This is a genomic window from Desulfofustis glycolicus DSM 9705 (assembly GCF_900130015.1).
Taxonomy (GTDB): Bacteria; Desulfobacterota; Desulfobulbia; order Desulfobulbales; family Desulfocapsaceae; genus Desulfofustis; species Desulfofustis glycolicus.
In genome coordinates this window covers 152,901-177,431 of the sequence record NZ_FQXS01000008.1, presented here as the reverse complement: position 1 = coordinate 177,431, position 24,531 = coordinate 152,901, and the positions used below count along the sequence as shown (strand labels likewise).

At 57.3% G+C, this 24,531-nt stretch carries 17 protein-coding genes; 7 read left to right on the top strand and 10 right to left on the bottom strand.

Annotated elements, in window-relative coordinates:
• Positions 1 to 3,672 (top strand): RHS repeat domain-containing protein (locus tag BUC26_RS08870; protein WP_143165961.1); only part of this gene is annotated, 3,672 nt, incomplete at its 5' end.
• 252 nt (positions 3,673 to 3,924) lie between these two features.
• Here BUC26_RS08870 and BUC26_RS08865 read toward each other — a convergent pair.
• From BUC26_RS08865 to BUC26_RS08835, 7 genes are all read right to left on the bottom strand, one after another.
• Positions 3,925 to 4,446, bottom strand: a complete 522-nt coding sequence (locus tag BUC26_RS08865) for a transposase (RefSeq protein ID WP_244155819.1) — start codon at positions 4,444 to 4,446, stop codon at positions 3,925 to 3,927.
• A 17-nt stretch (positions 4,447 to 4,463) separates the two neighbouring features.
• The gene (locus BUC26_RS08860; protein ID WP_073375274.1) at positions 4,464 to 4,979 is read right to left on the bottom strand and encodes a winged helix-turn-helix domain-containing protein; all 516 of its coding nucleotides are present in this window, start codon (positions 4,977 to 4,979) and stop codon (positions 4,464 to 4,466) included.
• 793 nt (positions 4,980 to 5,772) lie between these two features.
• Positions 5,773 to 6,051: a DUF2442 domain-containing protein gene (locus BUC26_RS08855; RefSeq protein ID WP_073375272.1), complete on the bottom strand. Its 279-nt coding sequence runs from the start codon at positions 6,049 to 6,051 to the stop codon at positions 5,773 to 5,775.
• A complete protein-coding gene (locus tag BUC26_RS08850; protein WP_073375271.1) occupies positions 6,026 to 6,268 on the bottom strand; it encodes a DUF4160 domain-containing protein in 243 nt (80 codons plus the stop codon). The genes BUC26_RS08855 and BUC26_RS08850 overlap by 26 nt, the downstream gene beginning before the upstream one ends.
• Before the next feature lie 2 nt (positions 6,269 to 6,270).
• A complete protein-coding gene (locus BUC26_RS24465; RefSeq protein ID WP_208609751.1) occupies positions 6,271 to 6,609 on the bottom strand; it encodes a helix-turn-helix domain-containing protein in 339 nt (112 codons plus the stop codon).
• A 215-nt stretch (positions 6,610 to 6,824) separates the two neighbouring features.
• Entirely contained in the window at positions 6,825 to 7,607 is a 783-nt protein-coding gene (locus BUC26_RS23855; protein ID WP_073375269.1) for a hypothetical protein, read from the bottom strand.
• Positions 7,608 to 7,680: 73 nt separating this feature from the next.
• Positions 7,681 to 8,673, bottom strand: coding sequence for an aldo/keto reductase (locus tag BUC26_RS08835; protein WP_073375268.1), 993 nt, complete (start codon positions 8,671 to 8,673; stop codon positions 7,681 to 7,683).
• A 384-nt stretch (positions 8,674 to 9,057) separates the two neighbouring features.
• Here BUC26_RS08835 and BUC26_RS08830 point away from each other — a divergent pair, with 384 nt between their 5' ends.
• The 4 genes from BUC26_RS08830 to BUC26_RS08815 all read left to right on the top strand — a co-directional run bounded on the left by BUC26_RS08830 (position 9,058) and on the right by BUC26_RS08815 (position 12,834).
• Complete coding sequence (locus BUC26_RS08830) at positions 9,058 to 10,737, top strand: mucoidy inhibitor MuiA family protein (RefSeq protein ID WP_073375266.1); 1,680 nt, start codon at positions 9,058 to 9,060, stop codon at positions 10,735 to 10,737.
• Positions 10,738 to 10,761: 24 nt separating this feature from the next.
• The gene (locus tag BUC26_RS08825) at positions 10,762 to 11,268 is read left to right on the top strand and encodes a cob(I)yrinic acid a,c-diamide adenosyltransferase (RefSeq protein ID WP_073375264.1); all 507 of its coding nucleotides are present in this window, start codon (positions 10,762 to 10,764) and stop codon (positions 11,266 to 11,268) included.
• A 27-nt stretch (positions 11,269 to 11,295) separates the two neighbouring features.
• Positions 11,296 to 11,898, top strand: a complete 603-nt coding sequence (locus BUC26_RS08820; RefSeq protein WP_073375263.1) for a uracil-DNA glycosylase — start codon at positions 11,296 to 11,298, stop codon at positions 11,896 to 11,898.
• A 192-nt stretch (positions 11,899 to 12,090) separates the two neighbouring features.
• The gene (locus BUC26_RS08815) at positions 12,091 to 12,834 is read left to right on the top strand and encodes an acyl-[acyl-carrier-protein] thioesterase (RefSeq protein ID WP_073375261.1); all 744 of its coding nucleotides are present in this window, start codon (positions 12,091 to 12,093) and stop codon (positions 12,832 to 12,834) included.
• A 40-nt stretch (positions 12,835 to 12,874) separates the two neighbouring features.
• Here the strand turns inward: BUC26_RS08815 and BUC26_RS08810 are convergent, their stop codons facing one another.
• The gene (locus BUC26_RS08810; protein WP_073375260.1) at positions 12,875 to 13,849 is read right to left on the bottom strand and encodes an MBL fold metallo-hydrolase; all 975 of its coding nucleotides are present in this window, start codon (positions 13,847 to 13,849) and stop codon (positions 12,875 to 12,877) included.
• A gap of 467 nt (positions 13,850 to 14,316) precedes the next feature.
• On the opposite strand from BUC26_RS08810, the gene cfa reads away from it, so the two are divergent.
• Together cfa and purL are read left to right on the top strand one after the other, a co-directional pair.
• Positions 14,317 to 15,465 carry a cyclopropane fatty acyl phospholipid synthase gene (cfa, locus tag BUC26_RS08805; protein ID WP_073375258.1) on the top strand — a complete coding sequence of 383 codons (1,149 nt, stop codon included), beginning with the start codon at positions 14,317 to 14,319 and terminating at the stop codon, positions 15,463 to 15,465.
• Between the two features lie 339 nt (positions 15,466 to 15,804).
• Positions 15,805 to 19,605, top strand: coding sequence for a phosphoribosylformylglycinamidine synthase (gene purL / locus BUC26_RS08800; RefSeq protein WP_073375256.1), 3,801 nt, complete (start codon positions 15,805 to 15,807; stop codon positions 19,603 to 19,605).
• 41 nt (positions 19,606 to 19,646) lie between these two features.
• Here purL and BUC26_RS08795 read toward each other — a convergent pair whose 3' ends face one another.
• Both BUC26_RS08795 and BUC26_RS08790 read right to left on the bottom strand, forming a co-directional pair.
• The gene (locus tag BUC26_RS08795) at positions 19,647 to 22,349 is read right to left on the bottom strand and encodes a S8 family serine peptidase (protein ID WP_073375255.1); all 2,703 of its coding nucleotides are present in this window, start codon (positions 22,347 to 22,349) and stop codon (positions 19,647 to 19,649) included.
• 11 nt (positions 22,350 to 22,360) lie between these two features.
• Positions 22,361 to 24,334: a hypothetical protein gene (locus tag BUC26_RS08790; RefSeq protein ID WP_073375253.1), complete on the bottom strand. Its 1,974-nt coding sequence runs from the start codon at positions 24,332 to 24,334 to the stop codon at positions 22,361 to 22,363.
• Between the last annotated feature and the right edge of the window lie 197 nt (positions 24,335 to 24,531).

The window sequence follows — 24,531 nt, the reverse complement described above, 5'->3', positions numbered from 1 at the left end:
GTCATGACCGAGCGGTTCGTCAAGACCGAGACCGGCTTCGAGCGGATCGACTGGACCTATCACAGCTACAACGCGAAGGGCCGGCTGATCGAGACCCTGCACGCCAACCATACCCGGACCGAGACCGGCTGGAGCTGTTGCGGCAAGGCGGACAGTACCGATGCGACCGGCATCACCAGCCGTTACGGCTACGATGACTTGGGCAGAAACACCAGCGTGTTCAACGAGGCCACCGGGCTGCACACCGAGTTCACCTACGATGCCGCCGGCCGCCGCCTGAGCACCACCGAACGCACCGGCGAGCTGACCAGGACCACTGCCGCCCGCTATGATCTGTCCGGCCGGCTGCTGGCAACCACCGACCCGGCGGGACTGGTCACCACCTTTTTCCACACCGCCACCGAGACCGCCCTGCTCAGACCCGGCGGCGCCGAGGAGATCACCCGCACCCATCACGACGGCTCGCTTCGTTCACAAAACGGCTCCGGTCTGATCGATCGCTTCTACCGCTACGGCGTCAACCAGGACGGCAGCCGCTGGACCACGGCGTACCTCGGCACAGACAACGGCCCCCGCTGGGAGACCACCACCCGGGACCTGCTCGGCCGGATCATCAGCAGCGAAAAACCGGGCAGTGCCGGCCCGATCGTCACCACGTCTGCCTATGATGACAGAAACCGCCTGATCAGCACGGCCACAACCGGAATGGTGGCCATCATCACCGACTACGACGAGCTGAACCAACCGATCATGACCGGCCTCGATGTGGACGGCAACGGCCGTCTGGAGCCGGCATCATCCGATCGGATCGAGGAGCGCCACAGCGGCTTCGTCAAGAGCGACGGGGCCTGGTGGCAGCAGGAGCGACAGCTGGTCTACCCGGAGACGGGCAGCGATCGCCCGACCCTCGTGTCAACGTCTCTGAGCCGCCTGAGCGGCTGGGACGGCTCGCTTGTCGCCGAACGGATCGTTATCGACAGCCACGGCGCCCGGACCGTCTTCCGGGAAACGCTGGAGCGCGTCCGCCGCCGGCGCAGTAAAACGGTATTGTATCCGGATTCGATTATCCCGGAAGAACACCGCATGGTCAACGGCCTGCCGGTTGCCGCAACAACCAGGACCGGCCGCACCACCACCTACCGCTACGACGGGCTGGGCCGCCGCATCGCCGTCACCGACCCGCGCACCGGCACCACCCGCAGCGGCTATGACGAGCACCATCGGCTGGCCTTTGTGGAAGATGGCGCCGGCAACCGCACCAGCTATGCCTACGATCCGCAGACCGGCCTGAAAATCAGTGAGACCAACGCCGACAACAAAAAGACCAGATTCAGCTACACCCCGCTCGGCCAGCTGGAGCGGCGCTGGGGCGATGCCGTCTATCCGGTGCAGTACGCGTACAACGATTACGGCGAACAGGTGGCCCTGACCACCTTCCGCACCGAGCAGGGCTGGGACCGGCCCGACTGGCCGGAAGACGCAACAGGCGACAAGACGAGTTGGCAGTACCAGGAGTCGACCGGCCTGCTGCTGGCCACATATGATGCAACCGGCACGGGACCGCGCTATACCTACGACAACGCCGGCCGCCTGCAGACCCGGACCTGGGCGCGGGGCGTGGTCACCCGCTACGGCTACCTGAGTACCGGCGAGCTGAGCAGCATCGAGTATTCCGACGCTACCCCCTCCATCCGGTTCAGCTACGACCGGCTCGGCCGGAAGAAGACGGTGAGCGATGTGCTGGGGACCCGCAGCTACGACTATGACGACGATCATCTACAGCTGATCGGCGAACAGCAGCAGCACGGCCCGGTGGTGGCGACGATCAAGCGCCGCTACGACCATCTGGGCCGGCCCGCCGGTATCAGCCTGGATGATGAATACGCTGTCGACTACCGCTACGATCAAACCGGCCGGTTTGCGGCACTTGACTGGACCGGCAACCGCCACCGGGGCACGACCACCTACGACTACCTGGCGGGCAGCGACCTGCTCGCCGGCTACCGATCGGGAACGATCACGGTAAGCTACGCCTACGAAGCGCAGCGGGACCTGAAGACAGCGGTCACCAACACCAGCCATGACCGCGAGCTCTCCCGCTACGAATACCACTACGACCGGCTCGGGCGGCAGATAAACGTGGCCACCACCGGCAGCGCCTTCACTAAACCGACGTTTGCACTCTACGGGTACAACGACCGCAATGAACTGACCACGGCAGCACGCTACGCCGGAGACGACCTGACCGATCAGGGCGTCCCGCTACCCGAGCGGGAACGGTTCTACGATTATGACCCGATCGGCAACCGGACTAAAGCGCTCGAAGGCCGCAACAGATACGACTACCAGACCAACCCGCTCAACCAATATGAAACGATCACGGCACCGCCGGATCCGTCACAGCCACTCGAGCTGTTCTACGATCAGGACGGCAACCTGACCGAAATGAAGACCGCTGTCGCCGGAACCCGCTATGTCTTCAACGGTGAAAACCGCTTGATCATCGTGGAACCGACCCGGCCGCAACCCGGTGACAGCAAGCTGCGCTTCAGCTATGATTACCGGGGACGACGGGTGCTCCAAACCGTCAGCAGCTTTACCAATGGCGCCTGGCACCAAACCGCCCGAACTGGTTTTATCTATGACGACTGGAACCTTATAGCTGAACTGAATCTTGATGACGACAGAGCGGTGCAGTATGTCTGGGGCCTGGATCTGAGCACCACCCTGCAGGGTGCCGGCGGTATCGGCGGGTTGCTGGTACGGGTGGCTGATGATGATCAACAACATTATCTCTACGATGCCAACGGCAATGTCGGGCAGCTGGTGGATGAAGCGGGAACGCTTGTTGCCGCCTATGAGTACGATGCCTATGGGAACCAAGTGCAGATTGCCGGAAGCAACGCGGCTGAGAATCCGTTTCGGTTCTCGACGAAGTATTATGATGCGCTGAGTGGGTTGTATTATTATGGGTACAGATTTTATTCTGCTGAACTTGGACGGTGGATAAGCAGGGACCCACTCGAAGAAAAAGGTGGGTTGAATTATTATTCCTTCCTGCGCAATAACTCCATTAATGATTTTGATCTATTGGGTTATCTCGGGTTCTTTCAGGGACTATGGCAAGGTGTTGTTGATCTTGGAGGAGGTATTGGCCATACCGGGGAAGTGCTGTATCTCGGTACAAAAGCTCTTTTCGGTTCTGAAGGTGCGTGGAAAGAGCTAGGGCAAATTCAAGAAGATAGGGAGGCTATTGTACGCCTTGTTTATGAAACTTTTGATGGAAAAGACAGTGTTTTTGAAGCACATTTTAAATCTATAATTTCAGAGGTGTTAGATCATGTCCCTGATTGTGCTAAACAGTGTCTTTTGGAACAGTTAATTAGTGAACTTGAAATAGCATTTGTTGGTAGACAAACTGGCAATATTGGTGTCAATATTATCGTTCAAAAAGTTTCACAAACTATTGGAAGCAAAGCAGGTGGTATCTTTACAAGTAAAATTGGTGCAATAAGAAAGGTCGGCGGCAGTTTGGTTCTCGGGGCAACAATTCTTGGGTATCAAACTTTAGGAATAATGGATGCAATGTCAGATTCAGCAAGGGAGTTGAACGACAAATATCCTGGGGGCTATGAAAGACTGAGAAGGAACGGAAATACACAATATTTCTAAGAATTAGCCAAAGATATTCTAAGGCCAGTAACTAGTATTCTTGATATGGGTGAAGGTTTGATTAGAAAGAAATATTGTGGAGGGTAATTAAATATGACTGAATCAATTATTCAAGTTTGTGTGACAGCTGATTTGATAATATGTATATCAGCTTTTTTGCTTGGTTTAATAAGGGGTTATTTTTTCAAATGAAGACCTTGATTTTGTATGTAATTTTATATGGTCTGGGGGTTATCTTATTCCATTTCGCAATCAAGATGACTCTAAAATCCACTGCCAGCCGGTCAAGGACTGAAGCGCCGCCGGATTGCTTTCCAAGCGCCACAGGCCGAAGGCCAGTTGGATTACGGCAGCTTCAAGAGAGTCAAAGACCTTATTGGCAAATTCCTTTTCACGTAATTCATCCCATAAATGTTCGACCGGATTCAGTTCCGGAGCATATGGCGGTAAACGTATCAGCGCCATCTGCTCCGGTATCTCCAGTTCGCGGGAACGGTGCGATGGGGCGCCATCCAGCACCATTATCACAAACTCGTTGGAGTGACTTTGTGCAACTTGCTGCAAGAATATTCCCATGGTCTTGGCGGCCATATCGTCGGCCAGCATCCAATCAAGGTGGCCATCAGCTGGCGTCACCGCGGCATAAGCATACACATATTCACGGATCAATGCTCTTCGCACCAGTGGGCGGATCGGCCATGGCGCCCAGCAACGACGAGGATCACTCAACCGTCCGAAGCGCGCTTCATCCTGGAACATCAGGCGTACGGGCAAGCCTTTGCAATTCCTGGTTAGCGCCTCTGCCACTGTTTGGGCGAAGTTTTTTTAAAAGCATCCTGCGCCTCGGCGTCACGCTTCGGATGGCAGGTATCAGGTTCCACCTTGCGCCATCCGTGGCGGGCGAGCAGGCGATACACCGTCGACGGATGGACTGTTCGGCCCAGATGTTGCTCCAACGCCTGATGAAGAGGCGGGACAATCAAGACGCCACCGCTCTTCGATGCAGCTATCCACGGCTCCAGAAAAGCTTGTTCTTCGGCAAAGGTCATCAGCTGTCGCCGTCGACCGCCCCAGGGTTCTTTCTGTTTGGCGATACCGGCAGCTTGTTCGCGAATCTGCCGCTGCATTCGCACGACCGTTGCAATACCGACGCCGAGCAATTCCCCAACCACGGCGTTCGAGCAGTCGCATTTCTTGGGGATCAAAACGCTGAGTCCGGTGCGAAGTTCCCTGGCGGTTTTGGCCTCCTGGATCTGTTGCTGGGCGACCTTTTCCATCGCCGTGGTGAATTGTGCTGGCCGTGCCATAATATGCCTGTGCCTCCCCTGTTGAGGTAATCTGGAGAACCGCTTCAGGCATATTGTATATTAAGATCATCTTGAATGCAAATTGGAATTAGGTCTCATTTGTTATAAATATGGTGTGCGGCTTGGTAGAAAACTACGAAAGAATAATGGTTTGAGTAAATAAATAGGGGACGTGCCAGGACAGACCCCAATAAAAAGATATTGATATCAGAGATATATGCTTATGTTTTCTCTTTAATCGCGCCAGCGACAAACTACGGGCCACACTCGCCTCTACACCGGACCATCTGAGTAGCAAAGAGCAATGTCTCATAATTGCTACTTATGTTGCAGTGGCCAACCCTCTGCCGGAAGCCCTGCAAACAACCACTACAACTCCCTCACCAGCAAACACACTACAACAACAACCACTTAACATAAGTTGATTATGCGAAGTGGAGCGGCCGGTGCAGGCCTTGCCCTGGAGCGGGGTCCCGCGCATTACCCCCGCAATCTGCAAGAGGCTGTGCCGGACGAGGAACGTCATTGCACCCTGCAGGATGGCAAAGAACTTCGCGCGGAAGGGCGGGTGGGCGTTCACAAGCGGCGCGGTGGAAGTCCGGCAGCGCTTTCACTGTGCCGCTTCCCTCGCCCAGTCTGGGTTTTTTAGCCTGAGCCAAATGTCCAGACCAACTATCATCTACTCTGGAGGCCCGCAAGGCAGCGGTCCGCCTTTGCGACCGTACGTTGTCACCTACAACCCACCTCCAGGCGGACCGCTGCCGCCGGGAAGGACTGCGATCACCGAAAGCGCTCAAACCAAAGCGATCTTATGTTGTTGTCCCGGTGCCGGTGCGCCCCTCAACAATCCTTCCGTGCTCAAATCTTCATCGATATCCGGCCAGTGTATCCCATATCCACCGCCGCTTACTTGCCAATTGGCAAGCTGATTCGGAGCCGCATGATAGAGTCTCGGATACCAGATCAAGGGAGCGCTGATCGTCCTGCCGTCCATAAGATCAACACAGATACTGTCTTCAGTGAAGGTGACGTTCTTCACCCGCTCATCAGCGGTTAATGTTAAAATACCCATCCCACTTCTCCTGCAATTCTTGTTGATGCTCCACAACCATCCCTTCAATGATCCTGAGATCCTTTGGAGAAAATCCTAAGTTTCTTGCCAACTGCACAGGATCAAGCCAGAATTTAGCCGACAGATTATCATGATCTACATGGACATGTGGCGGTTCGTTGGGTTCATGGCTGTAGAAATAGAAACGATAAGGACCAAGGCGCAATACTGTCGGCATAATTATATGGTTTTCAGTGGTTGTTCTTGAAGAGAACGAACTTTTTTCGCTTCATGCTTAAGCAGCATGCCTTCCAGTAATTCTTTGACGGTTTCCTTTTCGTCCGGATCAAGTTTTGAAATCGCCTCAAAATGAAGTTGAAGGTCATCATCTGGCCCTCGATCTTCTTCGCCGAAAAGTAGCATATCTGCACTGACATGCAAGGAAAGAGCGATTCGGCGTAAGACATCAAGAGTAGGTTGTGATGTCCCAGCCTCGTAGCGCTTTAATTGGGAAACGTGAATATCGAGTTTGTCTGCCAGCGTTTGTTGTGTCGGACCATTTTCTTTTCTTTTCGTAATTTAGCTAATTTTACAGGGAATGACATGTCGTTTAACCATGATGAACATCAGTAGGGTTTCGGTTAAAAGTTGAAAAATCCGATGTAACGTACTGCATTAATATAGTATTAGCGTCAAAACGACCACCACCGACTGGCTCGGCCATGACGTCAAGACCGAGCGGTTCATCAAGACCGAGAGCGGTTCCGAGTGAAGTGACCTCGATTTTCCCGGCATCATCCGATTTTCCCAACCGGGCAAGCAAACTCACATTGTCGGCAGTACTTGACCGGAATCACATCACCATTGTCTGCAGGACCGCCTTCGGCATCATTTTGGAGCATTCGGTTCGTGCATGATGCCCGGCTATAGGCGCCGTCCCGGGCCGGCAAGTCAGCCGGGCAATCCATGTCTGCAAACACGGCCTGATTTCCCGACAGGGCATGTTCGGGACAAACGGTTCTGCACGGAGCCGGACACGTCGCGCAGGGGTCGAAGGCGAGTGGACCGGTCGGGCGCACTTCCTGTTCCAGAAACAATGCCCTGAGCCGCACCCGCGGACCATAATCCGGAGTAACCAACAGATTGTTTTTACCGACGCATCCCAGTCCGGCGAGGACGGCGGCGTCCTTGAGAAATACACCTCCTTTTTCGACGTAATAGTGGAGCCGGCGGGTGCGCAGGTCAAAATCGCTTTCCAACTGCTGCCGCGTTCGTTCCAGGATCTCTATGAGCTGTCGGTTACCGGCGGTGCCACGACCGTCCCACCAGTCAAGCTCCGGCTGATCTTCGGGATGCGCCAAAGCGATTACCAGTACGCTCCCGCCTGACTCAAGACAAACGGGAGGGTTCCGGTCCCGAGGCGTGGCGGCGTCTACCCTGCCGTCAATGCCGGTATGGCTGCCCATTTCGGGAAAGATACGGTGGGATGGCGACGATCTCAGGTCTGCCATGGTGGCGAGACCGGCCAGATGCGCGCCGTTGTCGATAGCTCGGTCTATGATCTGCCGTTCCAGCATGGTAGTCTCCTCCAACGTGCTGATTTTCGTTTGAAGGAAGTGGTGCAGCCAGTATTTCTCTGAGTTTTGCGAATCATGTTTTGCGACGGGTCGGTGGCGCCATGAACTCCGGGCCGACCGGATCCTTGATCGTCTCGGTCAAAATCTGTTGTACGCGTTGCCGGTCATCCTGGTCAAGACGCCAACCGAAAATTTCGTCCAGGGGATCCATCTGCGCCGGTTTTCGTCCGCCCCAGAGCGCGATTTCCACACCTTGATCGAGGACCCAGCGAACCGCCAGCGGCAGGAGATCTTTGCTTTTCTCGGCGGCAAGCTCCTTGAGCTTGTCCACGGCTGCAAGATAGTCGTCGAAACGTGGTTGCTGGAATTTCGGATCGTATTTGCGCAGATCGTCGCCATGAAATTCACGCCGGCTATGCATGGTTCCGCTCAAAAGACCGCGGCACAGCGCGCCATAGGTCATCAGCGCGATATTGTTGGCCTGGCAATACGGTTTTATCTCATCGTCGATCTCTTGCTCGAAGATATTGTAGGGCGGCTGGCAGAGGTGCAACGGTGACTCCGTGCGAAAAGCGTCCATTTGTTCCGGAGAAAAATTGGAGACGCCGATGGCACCTATTTTCCCCTGTATGAGCAGTTTGTTCATCGTCTCCGCTGTTTTTTCGAAGGGAACGAGCGGATCGGGCCAGTGGACAAAGTAGATGTCTATCCGATCGACTCCGAGTCGACGGAGCGAGTCATCGATTTCTTTGGTGATCCGCTCCGGAGTTGCATTACGCCACACCCGCCCTTGCTCGTTCCACTCGAGGCCGACCTTGCTGGAAATGAGAACCTGGTCACGTTTTCCATATTGGGCCAAGGCCTTACCGACGATTTCCTCGGAGTGCCCAAAGCCGTAAACGGGTGCCGTATCGACAAGGTTCACTCCCCTGTCGAGGGCGGTGTGAATGGTCTTGATTGATTCTTTCTCGTCCGATCCGCCCCACATCCATCCTCCGATGGCCCAGGTGCCCAAAGCCACGCGGCTTACGTTTAAATTCGTCTGCGGTATAGTGAGATATTCCATAGGGTCCTCCTGCTCGTGAGTGGTAAGGATGTTGACATTCCCGGCATCTCCTAAACACCTACTTCCGTGTCGGGGTATTGTCAACATCCGGGCGTGCAGTCTTTCCCGGGGTCTGCCTGGTATACCGGTACTATATTACGTTGACGGGCAAAATCAGGTCAAGTAGCATTGGTCTTGTTGCTTCAAGCCCGCACAGTATTTCTCGGAGCGGAGCGCCATATTCATGGCAGAGTATGATGCGTCACGCTATCGTTGCGGACGATCACGACCGTTGCATTTTCATCAAGCGTATGGCTGCAATGGCCCGGCGTCTGGTAATCTTCAACCGTAGCCGATCAGCATTATCGGCGGAGCGAGAGGAGCGCATTGCCAATGAGAAGGGGTATGCACTATTTGAACGCCACCACGGTAAGAGTGTTCCTGGCTTTTCTCTTTGTTGTCGCTGATATGGTGGGGGCGCGGGCCGATGAAATTGAGGTCGAAAGCAGCGTCGTTGCCGCGACGATTTATCCGAATCGGGCAACGGTGACCCGGGAGGCGGTGGTCGATCTGCCGGCCGGCTCAAGTGTCATGATGTTTCGCGGGTTGCCTGCCCACCTGCTGACCGATTCTTTGCGGATCGAAGGACAAGCCGCAGCCAGAGTCACATTCGGGGCGTTGATGCACCGGCTTGAGTCCCAGGCGGAACTCGTCGTGCCGCAAGAGCAGGAGCTGGTTGCCCGGATTGAACGCCTTAAGGATCAACGCGATGAGATTGAGGCGGAGCGGCACGCGTTGTCCACGAAAAAGACATTTTTAGAGCGGCTTGGCGATCAAGCCGGTCAGCGAATAAGTGAGGAAATAGCAGAACTGCGGCTTGCCCCCGAGGATTGGAGCCGGGCCGCGGACGCCATTGGTCGTTCCATGCAGACCATACTGAAGGCGGATCTGGTGCATCAGATCGCTATCCGGGAGCTTGACCGCAGGATAACGTCACTGGAGACGGAACTGGCGCACCTGCAAACCGGACAACGCACTGCATACTTGGTGCAGGTACCTCTGAGTGCCGATGAACCGACTCGTTTGACAGTGCAGCTTCGCTATCAGCTTCCAGGTGTGTCCTGGCGGCCGGTGTATGATGCCAGACTCGATACGAAAACCGCAGAGTTGTCATTGATTCAATACGGTGTCGTGCGACAAAAATCCGGAGAAGATTGGCACAAAATCCGGTTGGTGTTATCGACTGCGCAGCCGCACCGAGGTACCAGTCTGCCCGAGTTGCAGCCACGTTGGGTTGATTTGTACAAGCCCGGCAGGAGCGAACGACCGGTCACCGCAGGAACGGCCCAGATGGCAGCCCCGCGAAAGAGCTTGGAAATGACGGCCGATGCGCTCTCCGCACCAGGAGCCGCCAGGCTGGAAGAAGCCGAGTTCATCGGCCCGGAGATGCAAACTGACGGCTATGTAACCGAATATACAATCCCCGGACAAGTCAGTGTTGCCTCCGGTGGTACCGAAAGCAAGTTGATGTGCGGCAGCTTCTCAACCGATAATTTGCTGCAGATCCAGATAAAACCGCAGATCAGCAATGAGGCCTTTGTCGTCAGTCACGCGAAGCTGGCGGGAGAGGCGGTCTTATTGCCGGGTAAGGCCAGTCTGTTTCGTGACGACGCCTATGTGGGCCAACTCGAACTGCCGATGCTGCGGCCCGGTCAGATCCAGAACATCGGCTTTGGGGTCGATGATCGGATAGCCGTTACGCGCACTACCCTGAAAGACCTGCACAGCGATCCGGCCTTGCTGTCACGCGACAATCAGCGGGAACGACAGGTTGCCACCGTGATCATGAACCAGGGTCCGGCACCGGTCGATATTATTGTCCTGGAAACAACCCCGGTACCCCGGCATGATGATATCGAGGTCGAAATTCTGAAGGAAGAGACAACGCAGGGCTATGAGCGGGATGTCGATGACGTCAAGGGGCTGCTGCGCTGGCAGATACCGCTGGCAGCGGGCGAAGAGACACGTCTGACCCTTGGCTGGCGGGTGAGTTGGCCCAAAGACCAGGAGATATCCGGCTTATAGGGAATCAAAGGTAAGAGTACAATCATGCTGCAAGTTTACACCGGAAATGGCAAGGGCAAGACAACGGCAGCTTTTGGTCTGGCACTACGGGCTGCCGGAGCAGGTCAGGAGGTCTTCTTTGCCCAGTTTGTGAAGGGAAAGAGCTATTCCGAGATCAGGGCCGTTGAACGATGGCTGCCGACCATCACGGTAAAGCAGTATGGTCGCGGTTGTTTTATCGTAAAAACGCCGGAGCAGGAGGATTTCGTTGCTGCTCGCCATGGCCTGGCGGATGTCGCCGACATCCTCAGATCGGGTAGCTATGGGTTGGTGGTTCTCGACGAGGCCTGTATCGCCACGCACTTCCGATTGTTCAGTGTTGATGAATTGCTTTCTGCTCTCCGGGCGCGCCATCATCGGACCGAGGCTGTCGTTACCGGACGTTACGCCCCGCCAGAGCTTATTGCAGCGGCGGATCTGGTCACCGAGATGCGGGAAATCAAGCATTACTATAACGAGGGACACGCAGCCCGGGAAGGAGTCGAGTTCTAGGCGTCCTTGCCGGGTCGCGCGAGGCAGATGATGTCATCATCTCACACGATCCAGCTGGATGAACTGAGGAAAGAGATACTGCGTTGCAGACAATGCGGCCTGACCCGAACCCGGCAGCACGTTATCTTCGGCGAAGGCAACGAGCAGGCGCCGATCATGGTGATCGGCGAAGCGCCGGGCAGAGACGAGGATAGAGAGGGGCGCCCGTTTGTCGGACGGTCCGGACAGTTGTTCGACAAGATCTGTGATGCCTGCGGTTTCACCCGCCAGCAGCATATATTCATCAGCAATATCGTCAAGTGTCGTCCACCCGATAACCGGACTCCGACCAGGCAAGAGACCGAAGTTTGCCTACCGTGGCTGATTCGACAGATCGAGTTGATTGATCCGAAAATGCTCATCCTGCTCGGCGCCACGGCGCTTCGCACCATGGCCGGCCCGAACTATCGTATAACCCGGGTCAGGGGAACATGGCTAAAGGTCTGCGATCGTCCGGCGATGCCCGTTTATCACCCGGCCGCCTTGCTTCGCAATCCGGCGCTCAAACGGGAAACATGGGAGGATTACAAGAACATTGTCGCGACCTATCGAGAATGGGTTGATCGCCACCATTACTCCGCCCATGTCTGATAGTTTCTCCCGATTTGTCAGGATTTTATACGAAAATCGGCGGGACTGGTTTTAACCTGTCCCCCGCCAACTTTCACTAACCGGATCTTCGGACCACGGCGTCGATTTTCATCGTTCGTTGTGACGTTCCGTCATGGGGGTTATATGAAACCGACTGCCTCTGCCGGCACAACGACGGCGATTGTCTGACCGATGAAAATAGACTTCGAGCAAACCATTCAGGTCGGGGACGTGGCAACGGATCGAAGGCTTCGTCTCGACGGCTTGTTCAATTTTTTCCAGGAAATGGCCGTGCTGCATACCCAGCGTGTCGGCCTTTCGCTCAACACGTTTCTCGAATCGGGGCACACCTGGGTTCTCAGCCGCGCCGTCGTGCAGATTACGGAATTACCGCACCTGGACGACCGGGTAACACTCTCCACCTGGTCGCGGGGTATCAAGCGTTTCAAAGGGTTTCGCGAATTTGAGGTGAGCCTGCGGGGGCGTCGGATTGTCGCCGCCTCGTCGCTGTGGATTTATCTTGATGTGCGCACCGGCAGACCGGTTCGGGTTCCCGACTCTTTTGAGAAACTTTACGGCCTGATTGATGATCGAGCCGGAGAGGGTGACTGCGAAGCGCTGCGCTTTGCCGATGTCGAACGTGCCGATTACCTGCTCTTGGTCGCTACCCGTGTTTCCGATTACGATATCAACGGACATGTCAACAATGCGGTGATCTTGCAGTACCTGCAAACGGCAGTGGTTCGACATTTCGGGCAACGGGCACGAGTCACTGAAATCAGCTTGATTTTTCTCAAGGAAATTCCGTTGTCGGTTGATGAGGTCCGCGTCGCCATCCAGGAGACGGCAGCGGGATGTTTGTTTTCCGTTGCCGGTGCGGATCACGTCTTTGTCAAAGGACATGCCGTTGTCAATGGCACCGCCGTCATCCCCTGAGCGAAGCGGAGGCGGTTGTGCGGCCGGAGGTGGCCATGGATCAGGTGCGTGTCGCTTTCTGCTGCCGGGCGCACCAGATGGCGATGCCCTGGGCGTTGAGTTCGATATCCCCGGCCAGGAGCTGGTCAAACCGGTCCGGTGGTACCGGCTTTCCGTCATATTCCAGGCAATAGTCCAGGTACGCGGTCATGAGCAGATCCCGCAGTGGCGCTGTCAGCTGTTCCGGTTCGGGCTGCTCTGGTTGCTTGGCCAAAGACGCGTGCCGGCGGATCAGCTCGATCAGTCGGGCGACGGAGCGCGGATCGGCCATCACCGGCCCGAAATGGGTCAGGTAGAAGAGAGCCGGTCGAAGCGACATCAACCGTTTGATGGAGTGTTCCAGTGCGTCGGGATCAAAGGCCGCCGGGCTGGTGGTCGGAATAAGAAACGGTGGTTTACCCGGCAGCTGCAGTTCAGGCAGGGCCAGCCCGAGGGTATCACCGGTAAAGATACCGTTGCCGGTCTTGTCCCAGATGCTCAGGTGGTGGCGGGCATGACCGGGGGTGTCGAAGAAATGCAGGGTACGGCTGTGAAACGGCAGGACGTACTCGTCTTCGACGGCAATCACCCGGTCTTTGTCGATGGCGGTTATGGTGCCGTAGAGTTTGTCGAACAGGTCCGCTCCGTAGATATCGATCGAGGCACTGATCAGCTTTTCCGGGTCGATCATGTGTGGTGCCCCCCGTGGATGAACCAGCAGGGTGGCGCGAGGGCAGCGGCGCATCAACTCACCGGCGCCGCCTGCATGGTCGAGGTGGATATGGGTCAGAATGATGAAGCGGACATCGGCTGGTGTCAGGCGCTCTTCAGCCAGCCCGGCGAGCAGATAATCGATCGCGCGGGCCGGTCCGGTATCGACGAACAGTGCCTCGCCCTGTTCGATTAGCAGATGACTGGCGGCCAGCTGCGGACGGATGTAATGGGTGTCGATCACCTTGACGGCGGCCGGGCTATGTTGATCGGAGGTGTCTGTCATAGGAGGCCTCGCAGCAAGAAGCAGAATAGTTACACGACCATGCAATCATAACACGTGAGTGATGGATCGCAAGCTGACGGTGCCCGATTTCCGGACGGTTCCGGCAGCTGTGTTTGAAATGATTTGTTTCAGAAGGGAAAATAGGATAGTCTTAGGATATACAGCAAAACGATTTTCAGGGCCGGAACGGGTGTCTCCACGTGCTGGCCTGTGTGTGCCGGTGGCCTCGTTGCGGTCGAGCCGGTGCGGCGGAATTTCGTGGCAAACGCTGAATTTTCCTTCGTCTGCACCTCCTCTTGAAGTGTCCTCCGGCATGACCGCGCCCGGTATCATGGTCGTCCGTTCCTGTTGATCTCTTCGGATTTCTTGCCCTGTAGACCAGAAAGCGGGAAAGCTCCCCGTTCCGTGCATTTTTTTCGGCTGCAGTTCCCGCTGATGAGACAACCTGTCACGAAGACGAGGCGATTATGAGAAAGATATTCCGTAATGTGGCCGAGAGCTATCTAGGCAGAATGTTGCAGCAGGCGGATATTGCCATTAACGGTGAACGTCCTTGGGACGTCACGGTGTGCGATCCGCGTTTCTTCGAAACGGTATTCGCCGGGGGATCCCTGGCTCTCGGCGAATCCTACATGCGCGGGTGGTGGGAGTGCCAGGCCTTGAACCAGTTTTTTTTCCGGTTGTTGCAGCAGGGGCTTGATCGCAGTTGTTGCCGGAAAATCCCTGAACTGTTTGCCAAAGCCCGGGCCTTGCTGCTCAACCGGCAAAGCAGGCGACGGGCCTTTCAGATCGGTGAGCGTCATTACGATGCGGGCAACGATCTGTTCGAGCTGATGCTCGACGATCACATGACCTATAGTTGCGGCTACTGGCGCAATGCGGAAACGCTCGATCAGGCCCAGGAGGCGAAGCTCGATCTGATCTGTCGCAAGCTCAACCTGCAGCCCGGTATGCGATTGCTCGATATCGGCTGCGGGTGGGGCAGCCTGGTCCTCTATGCGGCACGTCATTATGGCGTCGAAGCAGTCGGTTTGACCGTGTCCGAGGAGCAGGCGCAATTTGCCCGCAAGCGATGCGAGGGGTTGCCGGTTGACATCCGGCTCCAGGATTATCGCGATCTTGACGGAACGTTTGATGCGATTGCTTCCGTGGGGATGTTCGAGCATGTCGGGTATAAGAATTATCGCACGTTCATGGATGTGGCCGAACGATCACTGCGGCCCGGAGGATTGTTCCTGCTCCACACCATCGGTTCCAACAAGAGCGTCCATACCTGCGACCCCTGGTTTGACAAATATATCTTCCCCAACGGTATGCTGCCATCGATTAGGCAGATCGGCAGGGCCATCGAATCCAGGTTCATCATGGAAGACTGGCAAAATCTCGGGGTCGACTACGAAAAGACGGTCCTTTCCTGGTACAATAATTTTGAGAAAAATTGGGAGAGGCTCGGGCAAAAGTATGGCGAACCTTTTTATCGGATGTGGCGTTATTACCTGCTCTCGATTGCCGGCGGTTTTCGGGCTCGGTACATTCAGGTCTGGCAGATTGTGCTGGCCCCGCAGGGCAACGCCGCCGGTTATCAAAGTGTCCGCTGCCCTCATTGCCTCGACTAGACGGATCAGCCGCAAACGGATCGTTCCCGGTGTTGCTTGAAGCGGCGGTTTCCCGTTTTTCGGCATTGCTCGGACGGCTTTCTGACTGTGCGTATCTCTCACCGCCGGCGTTGTATCCGGCCCCCTGAACAGTGCTGAGCAGCGTTCTGTAGCAACAGGATCCCGTGTTTACCGGCCGGGGCGTTCGGAGGTGATTTCTGCGGACATTTTTCCCGATTAATGCTAGTCTTGCCGCAGGTTACGAGAGGGTATCCCTGGCCTGAACCGGTGGCGTTTGCCTTCCGGTTTTTCAAGTTCCCCTTCTATCTTCACGTTATCTTCAAAGCAAGAGGACGATCAATGGAGTCACGTATACAGCATCTGTTTCGTCTGGTCGACGAGGCAACCGAATATTGTTTCAACATCGAGTCGTCGCGCCCGTTGACGGCGGGCGAGCTCGATTGTCTGCGGCTGATCGTTGCCGACGGTTTCCTGGCGGAGACGGTCGGCGATGCTCCACGCCTGCACGGGGAGCGGGTGATCGAGGTTGGCCCGCGACTCAATTTCGCGACGGCCTGGTCGTCGAACATGGTCTCCATCTGTCAGGCCACCGGACTCGACGTGGTCAGCCGGGTGGAGCGTTCTCGTCGGTATCTTGTGCCGGAGGAGGAAGATTTAGAGGCCTTTGTCGCCGCCCACCATGATCGGATGACCGAATGTCGCTATCTCGAGCCGCTCAGCAGTTTTGAAACCGGGATCGAGCCGGAGCCGGTCTACGAAGTGGATCTGAAAAGCAACGGGCCGGATGGTCTGCTTGGGATCCCCGGCATTTCCATGGATGAATGGGACCGCAACCTCTACTACGACTACTTTGTCAACAAACACGGGCGCAATCCGACCATTGTCGAGATCATGGATCTCAACAACGCCAACTCCGAACACTCCCGGCACGGTTTTTTCCGGGGGCGTCAGGTGATCGACGGGCAGGAGCAGCCGGGAACGCTGATGGATTTGGTGGCCGACACGTTGAAGGCCCACCCGGAAGGGTCGGTCATCGCCTTCAAGGACAATTCGAGCGCGCTCCAGGGCTACGACATCGAAACGATCGCTCCCGCCGAGCCCGGCACATCTTCGCCCCTGGTCAAGATGAAGAGCTGCTATCATCCGTTGCTGACCGCTGAAACCCACAATTTTCCGACCGGAGTCGCCCCTTTTCCCGGCGCTGAGACCGGCACCGGCGGCCGTATCCGTGACGTGCAGGGGACCGGCCGCGGCGCTTTCGTGATCGCCGGTACCGCCGCCTATTGTGTCGGCAATCTGCATATCCCCGGTTACCCCCTGTCCTGGGAGCGGGAAAAGACTCAGCCCGGCAATCTGGCGACGCCGCTGGCCATCGAGATCGAGGCGAGCAACGGCGCTTCCGATTACGGCAACAAGTTCGGGGAGCCGGTCATCCAGGGATTTACCCGTTCATTCGACCTGCGCCTGGAAAGCGGCGAGCGGTGGGCCTTCCTCAAGCCGATCATGTTCACCGGCGGGATCGGCCAGATCGATGCCCGTCTGACCGACAAGAAACTGCCGGAGCAGGGTATGCTCATCGTGCAGATCGGTGGTCCGGCCTACCGGGTTGGCTTTGGCGGCGGTGCCGCGTCGAGCATGTTACAGGGCGAAAACGTTTCTGAACTCGATTTCGATGCCGTACAGCGCGGCGATGCCGAGATGGAGCAGAAGATGAACCGGGTGATCCGGGCCTGCAACGAGATGGGCGGCAAGAGCTTGATCGAGGTGATCCACGACCAGGGGGCCGGCGGCCCGGCCAATGTGCTGAAAGAGCTGGTGGAACAGTCCGGCGGTCGCATCGAGATCCGTAATATCAGGGTCGGCGACCCGACCATGTCGGTTCTGGAGATTTATGTGGCCGAGTATCAGGAACGGGCCGGATTGTTGATCAGACCGGAGGCCATCGAGCAATTTCAGGCGATCTGCACGCGGGAGAAAGTCGGGTGCGAGGTGCTCGGCGAGGTGACCGGCGATCTTCGTTTCGTGGTCCATGACGCGCTCAACGACACGACGCCGGTGGATATCAAGCTCGATGCACTGCTCGGCAGCATCCCGCAAAAGACCTTCACTGACAGCCGGCTCAGCCCGGATCTCCGGCCGCTTGTCCTGCCGACTGACCTGTCTGTTCGTGATGCGTTATTCAACGTGCTGCGGCTGCTCTCGGTCGGGTCGAAACGGTTTCTGACCAACAAGGTTGATCGCGCGGTGACCGGCCTGGTGGCCCAACAGCAATGCTGCGGCCCGCTGCAGCTCACCGTTGCCGATGCTGCGGTAGTGGCGCAGAGTCACTTCGGGGTGACCGGCATTGCCACGGCCATCGGTGAACAGTCGATCAAAATGCTCGTCGATCCGGCTGCCGGAGCACGTCTGGCGGTCGGTGAGGCGCTGACCAATTTGGCGGCGGTGGTCATCGAGGACCTCGAGCAGGTCAAATGCTCGGCAAACTGGATGTGGGCTCCGAAATTAAACGGCGAAGGGGCGGCGCTCAGGGACGCGGTAGAGGCCATGCGGAACGTGATGATCAAACTCGGCGTGGCCGTCGACGGCGGCAAGGACAGTCTGTCCATGGCCACCATGGTCGATGGCGAAACGGTCAAATCGCCGCGCCAGTTGGTGATCTCTCTTTACGCCGCAGTGCCCGATATTCGCCGGAAAATCACTCCAGATCTGAAACGACCCGGGTCGTCGCTGCTGCTCATCGACCTGTCCGGCGGGCAGCATCGTCTCGGCGGGTCGGCACTGGCCCAGGTGCACGGGCAGATCGGTGACCAAGCTGCCGATCTCGATGACCCGGAGCTACTACGTCGCGCTTTTCTGGCCATCCAGGAATTGATTACCCGGCAGCTGGTCAGCGCCGGTCACGATCGCTCCGACGGTGGTTTGATTGCCACCGTGCTGGAGATGGCCTTCAGCGGCAACTGCGGTCTGGATCTGGAACTCGGCGGTTCATCCGATGCCGTTGCCGCCCTGTTTGCCGAGGAACTCGGTTACGTGGTCGAATGCGTCGACGATCACGTCGAGCAGATCACTACCCTGCTCGGCCTGGTCGACGTGCCGGTCTACCGCATCGGTCGCAGTACGGCGGAATCCCGGATTACCGTTCGTTATAACGGCGAGCAGGTGTTGGGCGAGGCGATGGAAGAGCTGCGGCAATGGTGGGAGGAGACCAGTTATCAGCTCGAGCGGCTGCAGATGAATCCGGCCTGTGCGGATCAGGAAAAAGAAGCCATCTATCGCCGCCCGGCACCGAAGTATCACCTCAGTTTCACGCCGGAGCCGGCGCCGCCCGAAGTGTTCAAACGGACGGACAAACCGCGGGTGGCGATCCTGCGCGACGAAGGCTCGAATTCCGACCGTGAGATGAGTTCCGCCTTCTACTTGGCCGGATTCGAGCCGTGGGATGTCTGCATGACCGATCTGCTTGCCGGTCGGATCAGCCTCGACGGGTTTCGCGGGCTGGCCGCGGTAGGCGGGTTCTCCTATGCCGATGTACCGGAGTCGGCCAAGGGGTGGGCGGCTACCATCTTATTCAACGACCGGCTCAAGCAGCAGTTCGATGCCTTCTACGAGCGTCCTGATACCTTTACTTTCGGCGTCTGCAATGGCTGCCAGCTGTTCGGCCTGATCGGGTGGGTGCCCTGGCTCGGTATTGAACCGGAGCGTCAGCCGCGGTTTGTGCGTAATCTCTCCGGCCGTTTCGAGTCACGCTGGACGACCGTTCGGGTCAATGACAGCCCGGCCCTGATGTTCAAGGGCATGGCAGATCTCGTGTTCGGTATCCATGTCGATCACGGCGAGGGACGGCTAATCTTCCCCGATCCCGATCTGCAGGCAACACTTGTCGATCAGAATCTCACTCCGCTCGTCTATGTTGATGACGACGGTCGGCCGACGGAGCGCTACCCGTTCAACCCGAACGGCTCGCCGGCGGGACTGGCCGGGCTCTGTTCTCCGGATGGCCGTCACCTCGCCATCATGCCGCATCCCGAACGGGTCTTTCTGCCCTGGCAGGCGCACTGGCTGCCTGAAGAGATGCGCCGTCTGCCGGTCAGTCCGTGGCTGCAGATGTTCCGCAACGCCTATGAGTGGTGTATGCGGTAGCCGGAGATAACAAACAAGGAAGTGCCTGCCGGGGTGAGACTCTAGGGTAGCCGAAGGAAGGCCGTTACCTGCTGTTGCCAACCGGTCGTTTCGTCGAAGTGGGGAAAGGGGGGAGTGGTGTCGGCCGGGTGCAATTGGCAAGACAGTGCCAGAAGCCCTGAGATGGTTGCTGCCGAAAAAGACGTTCCACCGAGAAAATTGTGCCGGCCACCTGGTATCGTGGTGAAAATTCCTGTGGCCGGAGCGATGGCATCGGCCTGTTCGGCCACGGTTCGGTTGGGCAGAGGGTTGTCTGCCTCATCAAACCCGGCCACGGCGATCACGTCGGGGTGGCTGGCCGGAAAAGAGACGGTGAGGGCACGCGGATCGTTGCCGGCAGGGGCAATCAGGCGCAGGCCCGCCCGACTTGCGGCGCCGATCAGACTGCTTACCAGTTCATCCGGCTGTGGCGCGCCGAGACTGAGATTGACGATGTCCGCCGCTTCATCGATCGCGGTATCGAGAGCTGCGGCGATGGCTGTTGAATGGCAGGTTCCTGTCGCGCTGTTTGCAGAGCGTTGCTCGCAGGCCCGCAGTACGATCAGTTCTGCCTCCGGAGCGATACCGACGATACCGAAGTCATTGCGAGCGGCGGCAATGATGCCGGCGACGGCGGTGCCGTGGACCTCTCCCCGGTAGGGAGAGGAGGTGATCATATTGTGTGAACTGCGGATTCTGCCGGCAAAGTCCTGGTGCTGAAGATCGACCCCGGTATCGATGATCGCCACGCCTACCGGTTCCCCGCCGGTTTGATGCTGTATCGGCGTGAGATCGACGAGTCGGTGAATCGACTGCATCGAGCGGAGCGGATCCGGTTCGCTCATCGTCTGATAGATGAAATTGGGCTGGGCCAGCCTCAGTCCGTCTTCCTGTCGCAACTGCTCAACCAGCAGCGCCACGTCGTCATCGGTCGAGCAGGTCACCATGATTCGCTTGATCGATGCGAGAGTGGTCTGTTCTACAATGAGTAATGGGTACTTGACGGTGATCGCGTCGATCAGATCGCGTCCGCCGGTGCTGTCATCGACGAGAAAAATGACCTGTCCCGGAACAAAGGCGGCTTCGGGTGCAAGGGTGAACGACAGCACCCGGCTTTCCGCCGCCAGCTCGCCGTTGCTGTTGAATCCTCTGACCTGCCAGCGATAAGCGGTCGCCGGGGCAAATTTGAGTTCGATGACCCGGTCAGTCAACTGGTACTCACCGCTTTTCGTGTATGCCGAGAAAAACGGCTCTGTTTTATCTTCATGAAAAAAATCAAGCTGGTAGGTCTCGATTCGGCCGTTGTCATGCCAGCTGAAAAGGGTGGAGTTCATGCTCAAAACCGCGCGGTCTTCCGGCGCCGTCACGGTGATGGGCACGACGAATGCCGCTTTCTTTGCCTCGACGTGATAGATGGCCTCCGGGAAGTCTATGCGCTGGGCAGCGACTGCCGGTTCGGTAATGATAAACTGCAGCCGGTGAGCGCCTTCCGAATAGGTTGGCAGAGGCGGTGCGGTCGGTGTTTTCAGGGTCAGCACCGTGCCGTAAAAAAGATTCTGCTGTACCCGTTGAATGATCCGTTCATCGACTTTCCAGTATCCCTGGAAGGGACCGGAACCGTTGTACCGGATCTCGACGACACCGGTCAGACTGCGCTCGTTGCGCTCGACCAGGATCATCGGTCGGTTGTTCTGCTCGAAGAAGACGCGCATCCCGGTGATGCGCAATTCGCCGGCGGCGGCGGTACGCAGATTGACCCGGGTTTCGCCGACGCCGGACCTGAGATTTTGTGCCGAGAAGGTTCTGCGGTACATGATTCTATTGGTGCCGGCGTTCTGGGCTGCCTGGAGAACGCTCTGTGGTATGGTAACACTCTCGGAAGCGGACGGACGGGATGAGTTGAGGTTGACGGTCAGCGGTGCATTGTACGTTCCAATCACCCTGCCGGCCAGGACGAACTCGCCACGGGTCGAACGGATGGTTTCCGGAAGTGGTACCGTCGGCTGGACCACCGTGAAGGTGACCCGCTGCGGTGCACCGCCGCCCACGGTGAGGTTGAGCATCTCCGGGGCCGTCTCGATGAGCAGCCGGCCCGGATCGACGGTGATGGCCAGTTGCTGTGTCGCCGATATGCCCTGAGCGGTAAGGATCTGCAGGGTGAACGTGAAGGTGCCTTTCTGTGTCGGGACCCCGGTTATCTGGCCATCCTGCGCGAGCTTCAGGCCGGGCGGCAGGCGTCCACCGGTTACCCGATAGCGGTTTCGGGCACCGGAGAGTGATTGCAAGCGGTGGTCATACTCGATACCGACTTCGCCGCGGGGCAGGGCGCTGTCGACGGTGTCGGTGATGGTAATGGTTTGGCTGACCCGGAGCGGCGGGGTGACCGCGTTGTCCCCTATAACGGCCCAGCCGGTAATGGTATAGGTGCCGCTTGTGGTGTAGACGTGTGTTGCCGTGAAGTTGTAAGTAGTCGGACCCGTGGGGTTTAGTGGGCCTCTGGTCTGCTGGGGCGAATCGTCACCAAAGGTGATATTGAGTGAGCCGTAGGTCGGTGGCGTTACGTTTGGAGTGAACTGTCCGGTGACGGTCACCGTCACCGTCTCCCCGATCGTCGCCGTGGTTGGGGTTACCTGCATGGTAATGGCGGATGCCCCGGTAGCCCAGCCGAGACACAGAATAAGGATAACGGCTCGGAGCGGGTGGCGTGTTTTTTTGTGAGGTTCCATGGCGGGCCTCCTTAGAACGAGAACGGGACTGCGGAAGAGAGAACCAGGGACAGGATGCCTTCGGAGAAGCTCGAGTCGTAGATAGTGTCTTCCTGGCGGTTATAGGCGTATTCAATGGCGATGGTGGTATCTTCCAGGTGCCAGAGTCGTTCGATCCGGTAGTTGAGACGTCCGTAAAGGGCGGTGTTGCTCATATCGATACTGTCGTCGTCTGCCGATGTCCAATCGTGGGTACCGCCTACCTCGCAGATAACCCGGTCCTCGAAAAGGGTGGCGTAGATATCGAGGGTGACAGTGTTGGTGTCGGTGCGGACTGAGGACGTGAGATCCTCGGAACTGTTCAGTGTCCAGGACGGCAGGATGGAAAAAAAGATCGACGTGTACGACGGGTCGACGGAAAACGAGATCAGGCGGGTGTCACGGTCGGTAGGAGATGAGTCGTCTTGCAGCGAATAGCCCGAGCGTAGTTCGATGGCCCAGGGGCCATCGATAAAGCCGATGCTGCCGGTCAGCGTGTCGGTGTCCAGCGATGTCGGCTGAGCGCCATCCGGTTCATCGGTCGAGCGTTGTTGATTGTGCTCGATCGTCAGGCCGAGCGGAAACCGCTGCCAGGCCGAATAACGATAGTCGAGTCCGCCGGTGAAAGAGTAAAGACGAGCATAGATTGGGGCGTCTTCAACGTTGTCCCATGAGTAGTTGAGCAGCAGTCTCACGGTGTGATCAGTCAGGGTGGTGCCACCGTTGAAGTCAAAACCGGCCCAATCCTTGATGATCGATTGATTGCCGATCACCTCGTATTGCGGGCCGGTATAGGAGTAGCCGAGTTGATAGTCGCTGGCACCACCATAGCCGCTGACTAGGAAGCGGTAGGCGGTATCGGTAAATTCAACCGATTCGTCGTCGTTGAGGGTGAGACTGCTGGTGTCGATTTCAAAATCGGTGATCAAGGCCTGCTCAAAAAAATCGGTAACGATGATCAGACCGGTCGCTTCACCTTTGCGCCGTTGCGACTCGGACCAGCTGCCGAGATAATTGCCATCGTCCCCGCCGCGGGTATGGACGGCCTTGACGGTGAGTCGTCGGTCGAAAAAATCCATGCCGGCCGAACCACCCATAATGTGATCGTTCGAATTGAAGGCCAGGCCGAGGCCATCAATTTCGTACGTGTTTTCCCTGCCGAGCACACCGAAACCGCTGACGGTCAGGTTGCCGATGGTAATGCGGGTCTGGCCGCCGCGCCTGGTCAACAGATCGATGGTGTTTTTGGATTCGGCAATGGTCGTATCGCCGATTTCCACCCGGGCCTGGTACTGATCTGCGGTGTAGTCCGAGGTCATCAAGAAATCGATCAGTCCGAGCCCCTTTTTCTCCGGCTCAATGAGCGGGGCGTTTTGATCATAATAGCGGACATTGGTGCGAAATGAGGACTGCCAGCCGCCTTCCTTGATCGTCGAGTTGCTCGAAAGATAAGAATCGAAGGAGCTATACGGAAAGGAAACGGCCGGAGCAGCCGTGTCGAGCGCGGCGTCGGTGTCGGTGCTCCGCTGCAAAACGCTTTTCACGGTGGTGGAGAGGCGATTGTCCGAGGCGATCTCTTCAAATGACTCACTGTGCCGGCTGACAAAGACAAACTCCTGTTCGACCGGTTGCCCGTCCAGGTCGTAGGCGAAAATAATCAGCTGATGCTCACCGGCCGGCAAAATTCCGGGGGCGGTGATACGATATCCGACGTCTTCTTCCGTTACCATGGCGGTTACGTCGTTGCCGTCGAGCAGAATGAGACGGCCTTCCGCATGGAGCGGTTGGGAACTGCGAAATATGATAGTCGGCGACTTGGCGATAGCCACGGTTCCCGGAAACGGGGAGACCAGGTCAATTCGTGCTTCCTCCGCTTGCGTAGGCTGGGCGGAAACGGGAAGGGCGAATGATATGACGGTCAGGCAGCAGATCAGATGGCGGCGGGAAAGAGCAGGAACGTTCATCATTTCCGGAATCTCCACAATGGGTTTTCCAGGATCTCCGGCGATCGGGCAGAGCACACTGGTGACGCGCGATAGCCGCACCTGGTGCCGGCGACGGAAAACGCGGCACGGTGCCAAAGATAATCCTCTGATTGGGAAAGCAATGATACGATGCGTGCTGCAGCCTAGCACGAAATTGCCCTCTTGCCATTAACAAAATG

Bases quoted from the DNA above. Each gene is read 5' to 3' on its own strand.
- BUC26_RS08860 (WP_073375274.1), bottom strand. From the start codon at position 4,979: ATGGCACGGCCAGCACAATTCACCACGGCGATGGAAAAGGTCGCCCAG.
- BUC26_RS08855 (WP_073375272.1), bottom strand. From the start codon at position 6,051: ATGGGTATTTTAACATTAACCGCTGATGAGCGGGTGAAGAACGTCACC.
- BUC26_RS08850 (WP_073375271.1), bottom strand. From the start codon at position 6,268: ATGCCGACAGTATTGCGCCTTGGTCCTTATCGTTTCTATTTCTACAGC.
- BUC26_RS23855 (WP_073375269.1), bottom strand. From the start codon at position 7,607: ATGCTGGAACGGCAGATCATAGACCGAGCTATCGACAACGGCGCGCAT.
- BUC26_RS08835 (WP_073375268.1), bottom strand. From the start codon at position 8,673: ATGGAATATCTCACTATACCGCAGACGAATTTAAACGTAAGCCGCGTG.
- BUC26_RS08830 (WP_073375266.1), top strand. From the start codon at position 9,058: ATGCACTATTTGAACGCCACCACGGTAAGAGTGTTCCTGGCTTTTCTC.
- BUC26_RS08825 (WP_073375264.1), top strand. From the start codon at position 10,762: ATGCTGCAAGTTTACACCGGAAATGGCAAGGGCAAGACAACGGCAGCT.
- BUC26_RS08820 (WP_073375263.1), top strand. From the start codon at position 11,296: ATGATGTCATCATCTCACACGATCCAGCTGGATGAACTGAGGAAAGAG.
- BUC26_RS08815 (WP_073375261.1), top strand. From the start codon at position 12,091: ATGAAAATAGACTTCGAGCAAACCATTCAGGTCGGGGACGTGGCAACG.
- BUC26_RS08810 (WP_073375260.1), bottom strand. From the start codon at position 13,849: ATGACAGACACCTCCGATCAACATAGCCCGGCCGCCGTCAAGGTGATC.
- cfa (WP_073375258.1), top strand. From the start codon at position 14,317: ATGAGAAAGATATTCCGTAATGTGGCCGAGAGCTATCTAGGCAGAATG.
- purL (WP_073375256.1), top strand. From the start codon at position 15,805: ATGGAGTCACGTATACAGCATCTGTTTCGTCTGGTCGACGAGGCAACC.
- BUC26_RS08795 (WP_073375255.1), bottom strand. From the start codon at position 22,349: ATGGAACCTCACAAAAAAACACGCCACCCGCTCCGAGCCGTTATCCTT.
- BUC26_RS08790 (WP_073375253.1), bottom strand. From the start codon at position 24,334: ATGATGAACGTTCCTGCTCTTTCCCGCCGCCATCTGATCTGCTGCCTG.